Annotated in this window: 14 protein-coding genes; 13 read left to right on the plus strand and 1 reads right to left on the minus strand. The window is 28.8% G+C overall.

Going from position 1 to position 14,395, the window contains the following annotated elements; all coding sequences use genetic code 11:
* Window positions 1-92 precede the first annotated feature (92 nt).
* The 10 genes from rpsA (at window position 93) to Q1A46_RS13165 (ending at window position 9,721) form a co-directional block, all read left to right on the plus strand.
* Entirely contained in the window at window positions 93-1,865 is a 1,773-nt protein-coding gene (rpsA, locus tag Q1A46_RS13120; protein ID WP_299679367.1) for a 30S ribosomal protein S1, read from the plus strand.
* Between the two features lie 155 nt (window positions 1,866-2,020).
* Window positions 2,021-2,254, plus strand: coding sequence for a hypothetical protein (locus tag Q1A46_RS13125; RefSeq protein WP_299679370.1), 234 nt, complete (start codon window positions 2,021-2,023; stop codon window positions 2,252-2,254).
* Between the two features lie 396 nt (window positions 2,255-2,650).
* Window positions 2,651-3,094: a hypothetical protein gene (locus tag Q1A46_RS13130; protein WP_299679373.1), complete on the plus strand. Its 444-nt coding sequence runs from the start codon at window positions 2,651-2,653 to the stop codon at window positions 3,092-3,094.
* Window positions 3,095-3,196: 102 nt separating this feature from the next.
* Window positions 3,197-4,585: a phosphoglucosamine mutase gene (glmM, locus tag Q1A46_RS13135; protein WP_299679378.1), complete on the plus strand. Its 1,389-nt coding sequence runs from the start codon at window positions 3,197-3,199 to the stop codon at window positions 4,583-4,585.
* Between the two features lie 110 nt (window positions 4,586-4,695).
* The gene (locus Q1A46_RS13140) at window positions 4,696-6,180 is read left to right on the plus strand and encodes an aminotransferase class V-fold PLP-dependent enzyme (RefSeq protein ID WP_299679381.1); all 1,485 of its coding nucleotides are present in this window, start codon (window positions 4,696-4,698) and stop codon (window positions 6,178-6,180) included.
* Window positions 6,181-6,182: 2 nt separating this feature from the next.
* A complete protein-coding gene (locus tag Q1A46_RS13145; protein WP_299679383.1) occupies window positions 6,183-7,238 on the plus strand; it encodes a M14 family zinc carboxypeptidase in 1,056 nt (351 codons plus the stop codon).
* Between the two features lie 94 nt (window positions 7,239-7,332).
* Window positions 7,333-7,812: an Lrp/AsnC family transcriptional regulator gene (locus Q1A46_RS13150; protein WP_075340951.1), complete on the plus strand. Its 480-nt coding sequence runs from the start codon at window positions 7,333-7,335 to the stop codon at window positions 7,810-7,812.
* A gap of 103 nt (window positions 7,813-7,915) precedes the next feature.
* Window positions 7,916-8,614 carry a pseudouridine synthase gene (locus Q1A46_RS13155; RefSeq protein WP_299679385.1) on the plus strand — a complete coding sequence of 233 codons (699 nt, stop codon included), beginning with the start codon at window positions 7,916-7,918 and terminating at the stop codon, window positions 8,612-8,614.
* A 141-nt stretch (window positions 8,615-8,755) separates the two neighbouring features.
* Window positions 8,756-9,133 (plus strand): Hsp20 family protein, encoded by a 378-nt coding sequence (locus Q1A46_RS13160; protein ID WP_299679388.1) that lies wholly within the window; start codon window positions 8,756-8,758, stop codon window positions 9,131-9,133.
* A 204-nt stretch (window positions 9,134-9,337) separates the two neighbouring features.
* Entirely contained in the window at window positions 9,338-9,721 is a 384-nt protein-coding gene (locus tag Q1A46_RS13165; protein ID WP_299679391.1) for an Hsp20/alpha crystallin family protein, read from the plus strand.
* Window positions 9,722-9,870: 149 nt separating this feature from the next.
* Here the strand turns inward: Q1A46_RS13165 and Q1A46_RS13170 are convergent, their stop codons facing one another.
* The gene (locus tag Q1A46_RS13170) at window positions 9,871-11,886 is read right to left on the minus strand and encodes an ATP-binding protein (protein ID WP_299679394.1); all 2,016 of its coding nucleotides are present in this window, start codon (window positions 11,884-11,886) and stop codon (window positions 9,871-9,873) included.
* Between the two features lie 171 nt (window positions 11,887-12,057).
* Here Q1A46_RS13170 and Q1A46_RS13175 point away from each other — a divergent pair, with 171 nt between their 5' ends.
* The 3 genes from Q1A46_RS13175 to Q1A46_RS13185 all read left to right on the plus strand — a co-directional run bounded on the left by Q1A46_RS13175 (window position 12,058) and on the right by Q1A46_RS13185 (window position 14,220).
* Window positions 12,058-12,903, plus strand: coding sequence for a helix-turn-helix domain-containing protein (locus Q1A46_RS13175; RefSeq protein ID WP_299679397.1), 846 nt, complete (start codon window positions 12,058-12,060; stop codon window positions 12,901-12,903).
* Window positions 12,904-13,052: 149 nt separating this feature from the next.
* Window positions 13,053-13,355, plus strand: a complete 303-nt coding sequence (locus tag Q1A46_RS13180) for a nuclear transport factor 2 family protein (protein WP_299679400.1) — start codon at window positions 13,053-13,055, stop codon at window positions 13,353-13,355.
* Window positions 13,356-13,374: 19 nt separating this feature from the next.
* Window positions 13,375-14,220 (plus strand): enoyl-CoA hydratase/isomerase family protein, encoded by an 846-nt coding sequence (locus Q1A46_RS13185; RefSeq protein ID WP_299679403.1) that lies wholly within the window; start codon window positions 13,375-13,377, stop codon window positions 14,218-14,220.
* Window positions 14,221-14,395: the final 175 nt, after the last annotated feature.

A 14,395-nucleotide genomic window follows, 5' to 3' on the forward strand; every position in this document is an offset into this window, starting at 1 on the left:
AAGGTTCAAAAAAAATTTTATAAGTTTAATCTCTCTTTGAGTTATTGTCGTTAAAAATCTGAATAACAAAAAGATACAAAATTATTTCAGACATGTCTGAAGAAACAAAAAAAACAGTTGATCCAACTGTAGATCCAGCACAATTTTTAGCAACTTTTAACTGGCATAAATACGAAGAAGGTATTGATGAAGTTGATGAGTCTAAATTAAAAGAATTCGAACAAGCATTAGAAGGAACTGTTGGTTTCGTAAATGAGCGTGATGTAATTGAAGGTGAAGTTGTACGTGTAACAGATCGTGATGCAATTATTGATATTAACTCTAAATCTGAAGGAGTTATTTCTTTAAATGAATTCCGTTACAATCCAAATTTAGCTGTTGGTGATAAAGTAGAAGTATTAGTTGACAAAAGAGAAGATTCTTCTGGTCAATTAGTATTATCTCACAAAAAAGCTCGTGTAATTAAAGCATGGGATAGAGTTAATAATGCACACGAAACTGGAGAAATCGTTAACGGTTTTGTTAAGTGTAGAACTCGTGGTGGTATGATCGTAGACGTATTTGGTATTGAAGCTTTCTTACCAGGTTCTCAAATCGATGTTAAGCCTATCCGTGATTACGATCAGTATGTTGAAAAAACTATGGAATTCAAAGTTGTTAAAATCAACCACGAATTTAAGAATGTAGTAGTTTCTCATAAAGCGTTAATTGAAGCAGATTTAGAAGATCAAAAACGTGAAATCATTGGTCAATTAGAGAAAGGACAAGTATTAGAAGGAGTTGTTAAGAATGTAACTTCTTATGGTGTATTTGTTGACTTAGGAGGTGTTGACGGATTAATTCACATTACTGATTTATCTTGGTCTCGTATCAACCACCCAAGTGAAGTTGTTGAATTAGATCAAAAATTAAACGTTGTAATCTTAGACTTTGATGATAACAAGTCTAGAATCCAATTAGGATTAAAGCAATTATCTGCTCATCCATGGGATGCTTTAGACGGAGGATTAAAAGTAGGAGATAAAGTAAAAGGTAAAGTAGTTGTATTAGCTGACTATGGTGCGTTTGTAGAAGTAGAAGATGGAGTAGAAGGATTAATCCACGTATCTGAAATGTCTTGGTCTACACACTTACGTTCTGCTCAAGATTTCGTACAAGTAGGGGATCAAGTTGAAGCTCAAATCTTAACTTTAGATAGAGAAGAGCGTAAGATGTCTTTAGGTATGAAGCAATTACACCCAGATCCTTGGACAGATATTACTACTAAATTCCCTGTTGGTTCTCAGCACGAAGGAACTGTACGTAACTACACTAACTTCGGTGTATTCGTAGAGTTAGAAGAAGGAATTGATGGATTAGTTTATATTTCTGATTTATCTTGGACTAAGAAAGTTAAGCACCCATCTGAATTCGTAACTGTAGGTGATAAATTAGCTGTTCAAGTATTAGAATTAGATGTAGAGAACCGTAAGTTAAACTTAGGTCACAAGCAAACTCAAGATAATCCTTGGGATGCTCACGAAGCTAAGTATGCTATCGGATCTAAATTCGAAGGTACTATCACAAACAAGAATGATAAAGGAGCTACTGTAACTTTTGAAGATGGTGTTGAAGCATTTGCTCCATCACGTTTCTTAGAAAAAGAAGACGGTGGTAAATTAGCTAAAGGAGATACTGTAGAGTTTATGGTAACTGAATTTAGCAAAGAGTACCGTAAGATTGTTGTTTCTCACACTTCTATCTTCAGAGAAGAAGAGCAAAGAAATGTAAAAGCAGCAGCTAAGAAAGCTCAAGAATCTGAAAAAACTACTTTAGGTGATATCGGAGGATTAGCTGAATTAAAGAGAAAAATGGAAGGAAAATAATTCCTGATTCTATTTAATAAAATCAAAACCACTACATTTTTGTAGTGGTTTTTTATTAAAAAAAAATCATATATTTAAATTCACTTGAGAAAAAAATTGAAGAAAATAAAACTGTTAATAATAATTTCAATGTAAGTGATTTATTTATAGATTCTTTGAATGCACAAACGAAACCACATCTTACGGCTGATGAAATTTGGAATTGTTCTGTTAAGGCTGTAGGTTTAGGATTTATTTCATACGTAGGGATGAAAGGATTAAAAAAGGCTAAAATTAAGCTAATAACAAAGGCTTTCACTAAGTTCCTATCAAGATTTGCAGGACCTATTGGTGCTGCAATAATGGTAGCTGAATTTGGTTTTTGCCTATATGGAGAGTCAAATGATTAAAAAATTATGAGTATTAAACGTTTTAGAAAAATAATTATTTTTGGATTACTGCTAGTTCTTAGTAAATTAGTCTATAACTTTATAACCCTCATAGGGTTTAAATCTAATTTATTAGAAACCATATTTAATTATTCTATATTTTTATTTATTTTAATTTATATTTTTGAAATTAATAGAAAAGATATGAAAGATAAATTAGAAAATAAGAAGCAAAATTTATAGTTTTTTTGAGTAAGTAATAAAAATGGAAGGAAAATAATTCCTGATTCTATTTAATAAAATCAAAACCACTACATTTTTGTAGTGGTTTTTTGTTTTTGAAATGTATAACTTGGTTTAAATTATACTTTGGTACTATATTTGTCGTTAAGAGTATCAAATTTAAAAATCTAAAAAATGAAAAAAATTTTATGCATTATTGCTTTCGTAGCTTTTGCTTTTAATGGATTAGCACAAGATGGAAAATTAAGATTAGGTGCAAATATTGGTTTTACAACAGGGGGTAATAATTCCGATTTAGTTATTGGAGCAGATTTAGATTATTTATTCAATGCCGAAAATAAAAGATTTCAAATTGGTGCTGCATCAGGTTTATTTGTTGTAACAGACTTTAATGGGATCGTTTTACCATTAGCTTTTGCAGGTAGATTTGATGCAACTGATAAAATAAATTTGGGAGTAGATGCTGGTTATGGTATTGGAATAAATAACGCCAATAATGGATTTTATTTTAGACCTATCTTTGAATATAAGTTAAGTAGCAACATTGCTTTAAGAGCGTCTTATACCGGTATAGGAGGAGGCGGATATTTAAACGCTGGAATTATGTTCAATTTATAAGCATACCCACACATCAAAATAAATAAAAGACACTGTTTATTCAGTGTTTTTTTTTGCTTAGAATTTAGATGATTATATTTGTTGAAAACTGGAAAACAAAATATGACATTAATCAAATCCATTTCAGGAATTAGGGGGACTATAGGTGGTAATACAGGAGATAACTTAACTCCAATCGATGCAGTTAAATTTGCTGCGGCCTATGGAACATTTATTAAGAATAAAAACAAGGATAAAAAAGATATAAAAATTATAATAGGTAGAGATGCTAGAATTTCTGGTAAAATGATCAGTGGTTTAGTATCAGACACTTTAATTGGATTAGGAATACATGTAATTGATTTAGGTTTATCAACTACACCAACTGTAGAAGTTGCAGTACCTATAGAAAAAGCAGATGGAGGAATTATTTTAACAGCTTCACACAATCCAAAACAATGGAATGCTTTAAAGTTATTAAATGAGAAAGGAGAATTCCTTAATGGTGATGATGGAAAACAGATATTAGAAATAGCAGATAATGATGATTTTGATTTTGCTGAAGTAGATGATTTAGGTATTTACAAGAAAAAGAAAAATTATATCAAAAAACATATTAAAGAAGTATTAAAACTTCCTTTAGTTGATAAAAAGGCGATTAAAAAAGCTAAATTTAAAGTTGTTGTTGATGGTGTAAATTCAACAGGTGGTATTGCTATTCCTGCTTTATTAAAAGAATTAGGAGTTAAGTGTGTTGAGTTGTATTGTGAACCTAATGGACAATTTCCACACAATCCAGAACCTTTAAAAGAACACTTAACTGATATTTCTGAATTAGTTGTAAAAAAGAAAGCTGATTTAGGTATTGTTGTTGATCCAGATGTAGATCGTTTAGCTTTAATTTGTGAAGATGGTTCTATGTTTGGCGAAGAGTATACCTTAGTCGCTTGTGCAGATTATGTTTTAAGCAAAAATAAAGGAGGAAATACAGTTTCTAATTTATCTTCTTCAAGAGCTTTAAGAGATATTACTGAAATTCATGGAGGAACATATACCGCAAGTGCTGTAGGAGAAGTGAATGTTGTTCAAATGATGAAGGATACTAATACAGTTATTGGAGGTGAAGGAAATGGAGGTATTATTTATCCAGATTCTCATTATGGTAGAGATTCATTAGTTGGTGTAGCTTTATTTTTATCTCATTTAGCTCACAAGAAAATTTCATGTAGAGCTTTACGTGATAGTTATCCGAGTTATTTTATGAGTAAAAATAAAATTCAATTAACTCCTGAGATCGATGTAGACAAAATCTTAGCAACGATGGTCGAGAAATATAAAAATGAAGATGTAAATACTATCGATGGAGTAAAAATAGATTTCCCTAAAGAATGGATACATTTAAGAAAATCTAATACAGAGCCAATTATTAGAATTTATACAGAAGCCATGTCACAAGAAAAAGCAGATGATCTGGCAGAACGTTTTATAAAAGAAATAAAAGAAATAATTTAATTTGAATCCCGCATAAGTGCGGGATTTTTTATTACCATACAAATTTAGTAGGATTGTTAAATATTGAATAAGAAATTTAACATTCGAAATTTTTTATAGAAATTCGTATTATGAAGAGTAGTGAAACTTTGACATTAGAGCAGTATTTTCAAAAATTTAGAAACAATATTATAGGTATAGATCAAAAGTTTATAACACCTTACGGTGAAAAAAAACTTTTATATACTGATTGGACTGCAAGTGGACGTTTATATCGACCTATTGAAGATAAGTTAATTAACGATTTCGGCCCTTTCGTAGCTAATACACATACAGAAACATCTACTTCAGGTGCTGCTATGACACTAGCATATCATGAAGCTCGTAATATTATTAAACGTCATGTAAATGCTTCTTCAGAAGATGTTTTAATTACTGAAGGTTCAGGCATGACAGGTGTTGTAAATAAGTTTCAACGTATTTTAGGCTTAAAAGTTTCTGAAAACTTAAGAGAACATACTACAATTCCAGATGAGAAAAGACCAATAGTCTTTGTAAGTCACATGGAACATCATTCAAATCAAACTTCATGGATAGAAACTATTGCAGATGTTGAAGTTGTTCCTTGTAACAATGAAGGATTGGTTTGTCTTGAAATGTTTGAAAAAGTAATTCAGAAGTATGAAGACAGGCCTATAAAGATTGCCTCAATTATTGGAGGATCTAATGTTACAGGTATAAAAACAGATTATCATAAAGTAGCTGCTTTAATTCATAAGTACAATGGTTTATGTTTCGTAGACTTTGCTTGTTCTGCTCCTTATGTAGATATTGATATGCATCCTGAAAATGAAAATGAATATTTAGATGCTATTTTCTTTTCTCCACATAAATTTTTAGGTGGTCCAGGTAGTTCAGGTGTATTAATTTTTAATAAGAAACTCTATAAAAACGTTATTCCTGATAATCCAGGTGGAGGAACAGTAACTTATACAAATCCTTGGGGAGAACATGATTATATCGATGATGTTGAAACTAGAGAGGATGGAGGTACACCTGCATTTTTACAAACAATCCGTATTGCATTATCTATGCAATTAAAAGAACAAATGGGAACAGCTAATATTAAAGCTAGAGAAGATGAGATTAATGAAGTAATGTTCGATTGTTTAGAAAAATTAGATGGCGTACATATTTTAGCTCCAAATCATAAAGATCGTTTAAGTATTTTTTCTTTTTATTTCGAAAAATATCATTTTAACTTAGTTGTTAAATTATTAAATGATCGCTTCGGAATTCAAACTAGAGGAGGATGTTCTTGCGCTGGTACTTACGGACATTTTTTACTAAATGTAGATCGAGAAACTTCTAAATCAATAGAAAATCAAATCTTAGAAGGTTGTAATATCGAAAAACCAGGTTGGATACGTTTATCTATTCATCCTACAATAACAACACAAGAATTAGAGTTTATCTGTAATTCATTAAAAGAATTAGCTACTAACATCGAAAATTGGTCTAAAGACTATACTTATGATCCAATCAAAAATGATTACGTACACAATTCTGTTACTCCAATAGAAAAAGAATTAGTTAAAAATTGGTTTTCAATTTAAATATGAATACAAACATTACAAGGTCTATATTAGAAGAAATTTATCCTAAAATTAAAGAAGATAAGTTATTTGGAAAGTGGATAACTCTTTCAGATGTAGAACCATTAATACAATTACTTAATAAAGAGATATTTAAAATTGAATTGTTAGGTGAATCTGAAGAGAAAAGAAACATTTATAAATTAAAATTAGGCACAGGAACTAAAAAAATCATGATTTGGAGTCAAATGCATGGTAATGAAAGTACTGGTACAAAAGCACTTTTTGATTTATTTAAATTTTTCGAAACCTACCCAGATCATCATATTACGAAAACAATATTAAGTAATTGTTCTATAACAATTATACCGATGTTAAATCCAGATGGATCTTTAGCGTATACAAGAGTTAATGCTAAAGAAGTTGATTTAAATCGTGATGCTGTAGATTTAGAAGCTTGTGAAAGTATCTTATTAAGAAATACACTAGATAAATTCAATCCTAAATTTTGCTTCAATTTACATGATCAAAGAACCATTTTTGGAGTAGAAGGGAAAAATCAACCGGCTACAATTTCTTTCTTAGCACCTTCTGAAGAAGAAACTAGAAAAATTACAGCGGGTAGAAAAGAAACGATGAATGTAATCATTGCAATGAATGAATTATTACAAACAATTATTCCAAATCAAGTAGGTAGATATACAGACGAATTTTATCCAACAGCAACTGGCGATAATTTTCAAAAGTTAGGTCATAATACTATTCTTATTGAAGCTGGGCATTACAAAGATGATTACAATAGGGAAGAAGTACGAAAATTCAATTTTTATGCTTTACTAAAAGGATTATATTATATTTCTTCAACTGAAGATTTTTCTGAACACGAAGCTTATTTTGAAATTCCTAATAATAACAAGCAATTTTTTGATGTAATTCATAGACATAATGATAAAGATGATGTAGCGTATCAGTATGAAGATAAAATTATAGATAACCAATTCGTTTCTACGTTAAAAAAACATCAAGAAGGAAATTTAAAAGGACATATTGGACACAACGAAATCGTTTTCGAGTATTAATTTTTTATTAAATGTTTAATTTTTCAAGCCTAACTGTTGTTGTTTATTAAAAATAATTCATATTTTTGCCCAATACTATGAATAAAATTAAAAAATGAAGAAATTTGTATTAGACGAAATCGATCATCAAATATTAGATATTTTAATCGAAAATGCTAGAACTCCATTTACTGATATTGCAAAAAAATTATTAGTATCTGCAGGTACAATTCACGTACGTGTAAAGAAAATGGAAGATGAAGGAATTATACAAGGGTCTACTTTAACATTAGATTACGAGAAAATGGGTTATGCGTTTATAGCTCACGTTGGTATTTTCTTAGAAAAAACGTCAATGACTCAGCATGTTATTGATAATTTACGTTTAATACCAAACGTAACTGTAGCTTATGTTACTGCAGGAAAGTATAATATTTTCTGTAAAGTAAGAGCTAAAGACACTAATGACGCGAAAGACATTATCTACAAGATTGATGAGATTCATGGTGTAAATAGAACGGAAACAATGATTTCTCTAGAAGAAAGCATTAATGATAAAAAGCGTATGATGCACGCTATTTTCCAAGACTTTTAAATAGAAACTTTCAAATAGTATACAACCGTCTAAATTTTTATTTAGGCGGTTTTTTGTTTTATGAATATTGTAAATTTGCCATCTTTAATTGTAAAAACTTATTATGTCTGTAGAAATAATTTATGAAGATGATTTTTGTTTGGTAGTCACAAAACCTAATGATGTTGTTGTTCATCATGCATATCATTCAAGAAATGTAAGAGAAGAAGATTCTCTACTACAATTATTAGATCAACAATTTCAACAAAAATTTTATCCTGTTCATAGGTTAGACAGACGAACTTCTGGAATTATTCTCTTAACTAAAGAAACACAATACGTTTCTAAGTTTCAACAGTTATTTACTGATAATCAAATTGAAAAAAAGTATTTAGGAGTAGTAAGAGGTTTTGGACCAGAAACAAGAATTATTGATTCTCCTGTAAAAGGAAAAGACAGTAACGTCCACAAAGAAGCAGAAACTCATTTAAAAACATTACAGAATATAACTTTAAATATACCTGTAAAACCTTACGATACTTCTAGGTATAGCTTAGTTGAATTATCTCCTAAAACAGGACGTTTACATCAATTAAGGATACATATGAATAAAATTAGTCATCCTCTTTTAGGAGACGGAAAATATGGAGATAAAAACCATAATGCAATGTTTGACAATAATTTTAATTGGACTAATTTATTCTTACATGCTATCTCTTTAGACTTTACGCATCCATTTACTGACGAAAAGCTAAGTTTAAAATCAAGCTTACCAGAAAATTGGAAAGCTCTTTTTAATGAATTTAATTGGAGTTACAAGTAAAACTCAATTTTCATTAGTACTCTTAAAATTGAAAACTAACTTATAAAAAGATTCATTCGTCTATTGATGAATGATCTTTTCTCTTTTCAGATTTATATTGAATATACATTCTAATTATTTATTCATATAAATCTTACAACAATGTATGCAACTAAATTTAATAATGAATTAACTCCTTGGATAACTAATGACTTTATTAAGTTTAACGATTATTTTCTTAGAAATAATGATTATCTGCCTCCTTTGACTATTATTGAAAATAAAGATGATTATTCTATTAAACTAATTTTTTCAGGTTCTTGTAAATGGATGTTTAGAGTATATTGGGAAGATGATTTAGTGGTTATTTGTGGTCAGCGTGAAAATACCAACAAAGATAAGCCTAAACCACCAATAAAAGTTATTCAAGCTTTTAAAAGAATTATTGTAATTCCTAAAAACCTTGAAAAGACTGAGGAAATTCATTACCAATTTACAAATTGTAGCTTATCTTTTAAACTTTATAAAAAGCTCAAATAAAAAAGATTATATTCAATTTGTTAATTAACTTTTTAGGCTTCAGAATTATATAAAATAGCAAAAAGCAAATATCGTTTATACCTAAAAAACTGACATTGAACGATTAAAATTGTTTATTCGTCTAATGATAAGTGTTTTTTAACTATTAGTTAATTATCTTCAAACTGCTTCTAAGTTATTAGTTAATTAAACACTTTTTAGTTTATGTATACTACTAAATTTAATCAAGATTTAACGCCTTGGGTAACTAATGATTACATTAAGTTCAGTAATTACTTTCTTAGAAACAACGATTATTTACCCCCGTTATCGATCAATGAAACTGAAGAAAATTATTCAGTTAAATTAACTTTTTCTAATTCTCTTAAATGGAAAATTAGAGTATTTTGGGAAGACAATATGCTCGCCATTTGTGGAGAACGTCAAGTGCAAAAAGGACAATCACGACGCTCTAAAATAGCACAAGCTTTTAAACGTATTATAGTTCTTCCTGAGAATATTATTTCTAATGATGGAATTAACTATGAATTTATTAATTGTCAATTAAGATTTAATCTTGACAAACAACAGCTTAAAAAGTATGCCTAACTGATATTTATCATATCTTGAATTCATAAATTTCACTAATTTAATCTCATATTAATTAATGGAAGAAAGGGATATCGATTTAATTAATTTAGGTACTTAAAACCTGTTAGAATAAGCTTCTTTATTATTAAATAGAGAAGCTTAATTTTTTAAATTTTCCAAGTAAAACTGATTTTAGTTCCTATACCCATTTTAGATTCTACGGAAATTTTACCATGATTTTCAGTAACTACTTTCTTAACAATTGAAAGTCCAACACCTGTACTTTCTACAGCATCGTTAGTATTTAATTTACTGAAAATCTCAAAAATTTTATTATGATATTGAGGTTCTATACCTGGTCCATTATCTTCAACCGAAAATACATATTCATCTTCTCTCTGAAGAAATGAAATATCTATAATGGTTTTCTCTTTATCATTATATTTAATAGAGTTACTGATTAAGTTTTGAAAAACGTGTTCTAACTCAATTCTATTGGCAATAATATTTATGTTTTCTAAAGGAATATTAATAATACTATCTTCTTGGTAATTAATAATATCTATGATTTCATTTAGTAGATCATTTAAACTAAATAATTCTTTCTTTTTTTCTCCTCTAGAAACTTTAGAATATTCTAATAATCCGTTAATTAAAGCATTCATTTTGGAAATTCTCTCTTTCAATAAATCAAAATATCCTTTAGCATTATCATCTAACGTGTCATCCAAATCTTCTTCAATAAAAGATACAAGTGAATGCATAGCTACAAGAGGAGCTTTTAAATCATGTGATACAATATGATTAAAACTATCTAATTCTTCATTAAAACTTTTTAATTGCCTTAAATTCTCTTTTAATTCAATATTAATATTAGATAATTGTTCTGATTTGTCTGTAATTTCTTTTTTCTGTTGTAAAGCTAAAGATCTAGATTTTTCTAATTGTTTAAATGAACTAGAAAAACGAACCATTAAAAGCATAGATAACAAAAGGAATACAGAAACATATCCAAAATTTACATAAACAATAGCATTATCGTTATTACCAAGAAACACAAAAATATGAATGTAAAATACTATTGAACCTAGTAACGTACTGGCTAACATTAAAATAGAGTCATGTAGTTTTCCTGTAAACATAGCTCTAACAATTATATAAGTTACATATACCAGATTTATAATCATTAAAATTAGAAACGGTAATATTAATTGAGTAAAATAAGGTGAAGGCAAAATAATTACCAATACAACGAGTAATAAGCAGCTATATTTCAGTATTTTTTCATAGAGTTTATGAACGTCTTGCTTAAAAATTACAGAGAAAAATAAACTTGCTGTAGTTCCAGCAATAAACAGTGAAGTATATTCTATTTTAGTTAAAAGAACCCAACTAGCAGATTTAAAAATTTCTGCTAAAGGTGCATAACGATCACTTAAAGCCATATAAGCCAAAGAAACACAGGCTATTCCTAAATATAAAATGGCTTTATCTTTATTCCAATAGAGTAAGAAAAAAACGATAAAGAATGTTCCAATAAAGCCTAAACAACCTATAAACAGCATATCTGCAACTATTCGTTTAGATTTTACAGTATTTAAATGATGACTTGTTCCTAATTTTAATGGCTTATCTATTCCTGCTTTATTATGATAAAAATTAGCGACTTGAATAACAATTTCAAAATCGACTTCGTGTGTATTTAAAGGAATTATTTGAGTATACCTTCGATGTAAAACATTTTCTTTTGTAGTTGCAACTTTACCTATTTCGGAAATTAACTTTCCATTAATCCATAATTTGGATGAAGCATAAGCAGCTGGTATGTAAAGAGAAAGATTAGGTGTGTTTTTAGAAACATGGAATTTTAATCGATATGTCGCATATCCAAAAGAAGGAAGTTTTTTATGCTTTTCTAATGTATAATTAGTCCAATTTTTTAAAGAAACAATTGCTGAAGGGTTAAAACTATCAAAATCACCAGGTAGAATAAGTTCTTGCCAATAAAATTCCCAATCAGATTTTAAGTCTATTTCCTCGTGATTAGCAAAAGAAATTCCCTTAAGATTAATACTATTATCTTTTTGTTCTTCTAATCCATAGGTATTACATGTTAAAAACAATGTAATAACAAATAGATAAAGCCATTTTATGTGTATCTGGTTTAAAAACCAATTATCCATTGGGGAAACTCTAATTTTTTCGCAATTGTGTATAATAATTCAATTTACCAAAATAATTAATATATATGACTTTAGAAAGATAAAACATAATATAATATGCTACTATCATTTTAGACCGTTATTGTATTTTGTATTTACTATAGTTAATTTTATGTAGATAAAATGCATAAAATGCCTAGAGCAATATTTGAAAATATAGTTATACAAAAATTCGAGAGTGTTAACACTTTAGAGTTTTGTAAATACACATCAATTCGTTTTTTTAAAATCCTTTTTATTGAAAAAGGAGAAGGTAATATCATTATTAATGAGCATAAAATAAGCTATTCTGATAAACAAATTTTCATCTTGATACCAGATGATAAGTATAATTTAGAAATTGAAAAACCTACTACAGTTTCAGCTATAAAATTTTTAAATAGTTTTTTTAGTGATTATTCAACTAAAGAAGATCAAATAAAAGTAAATGAGTGGTTTAAGAAAATTGAAGTTATTTTTCAAGGAGCTAATAGAACTTCACAAATACAACTAAATTCAAAGGTAGATGAAACAAGTGTATTAGCACTTTTTACAGTGCTTTGCAATGAGTATAGTAATGATAACTTAAAAAGTGAAATTGTTCTAGAATCTGTACTTCATACCGTTTTACATATCCTATCTAGAAATGTAATTATTGTAAAGGCACAAAATAAAAAGTCGAAAATCCAAGATATTCTCAATTATATTCATTTTCATATCCATAATCCAGAAAAACTAAGCAAAAGGCATTTGGCAACTCAATTTAATATTTCTGAAAATTATATCAGTGAATATTTTAAAAACAAAATGAATATTGGATTAAAAAAATATATAATCACTTATAAAATAAAGTTGGCAGAGACCAGATTAAAATACACGAACTTAACAATTACTGAGATTGCCCAAGAATTAGGTTTTACAGATAGTAGTCATTTAGATAAAACATTTTTAAATATTAAAGGAGTTACTGCCAATACATTCAAGAAGAATAATAGCTAGATAACTTCTATTTACATTACTTCCTCTTTTTTTACTAAAAGCTCACTTTTTCTTACCAAAACTAAAGACTGTCACCATCATAATTTTGCATTGTAACTCATAAACAAAGCTAATTATGAACAATCCTCAAAACAGTATTTGATAGTCATATGGATGCAGTTGTAACACTAAATCCAGAGCTAGTTATACAGGATTATACTTCAGATGCAATATTTATAACTCCAGATAAAACATATAAAGGAAAAGATGAAATCTTTCAATTTTATCAAGAGTTTCTTCCAAACTTTAAAGACTTCGATTTTATAACGTTAAAGCAAGAAGTTCACGCTAACGTTGTCTATTTCGTTTGGCATGGTAAAAATGAATATATCTCTGTTCAATTAGCCACAGATACTTACATCATAGAAAACGGAAAAATAAAACAACACACTTTCGCAGGAAACATCAATTAATAATTAAATAATAAATATCATGGATTATAAAAATTTTCAAACGTTTACAGCAGAACAAAAAGGAGGAATCCTTTATGTAACAATCAATTTCGGACCAGTTAATGTTCAAGGTCAAGAAATGTTAGCAGATTTAAGCAGTTTATGTCTTCGATTAGAAAGAGATAGAAGTGTTAAAGTTGTGGTTTTCCAATCTTCAAATGATGGATATTGGGTTTGTCACTACGATACAAACTTATTAAGAGACATGTCTGAAGAAGCTGTTCCTAGAAACGAAGTAAAATTATTAGATCTTCAAGCGGTTTTAGAAAGATTAAGCAATGTACCACAAGCAACAATTGCTAAAATAGAAGGCTTTGCACGTGGTGGTGGACATGAAATGGCTTTAGCATTAGATATGCGTTTTGCAGCTAGAGGAAAAGCTAAATTTATGCAAATGGAAGTTGATATGGGAATTTTACCTTGTGGTGGTGGAACTTCTCGTATGGCTAGACAATCAGGTTTAGGTAAAGCTTTAGAAATTATTTTAGGTGCTAGAGATTGGGATACAGATGAAGCTGAAAAATTTGGAACAATTAATAAAGCTTTAGATGCAGATGAAATCGAGCCATATGTTGATGCTTTAGCTGAGCGTATTTCTAAATTCCCAGCAGAGTCTATTGAAGCTTGTAAAAGAGCTGTATATGCTTCTATCGATTTACCAATTGCAGATGCTTTACAAGAAGAAGCTTATCAATTATATCAAGCAACAAGTAAAACTCCAGCTATTAAACGTTTTACTGTAGCTGATGAAAACGGAGCACAATTCGATCACAACAATCAAAAAAATTGGGAAGGTATGTTAATGGATATTCAAGATATTAACTAAAAAATAATATTCTTAATCATTAGTTAAAGAGACAAAAAAAGAGAAATCTTATTTGTCTCTTTTTCAATTTTATTGGTCTCAACTTAGGGTCTAAAACCCTGCAATTTTATTGCAGCACTTTTAGTTATATGAAAAATTAATACCTTTCAGATATGGAAATATCACTACGCAAAGG

Source organism: uncultured Tenacibaculum sp., from assembly GCF_947502995.1.
Taxonomy (GTDB): Bacteria; Bacteroidota; Bacteroidia; order Flavobacteriales; family Flavobacteriaceae; genus Polaribacter.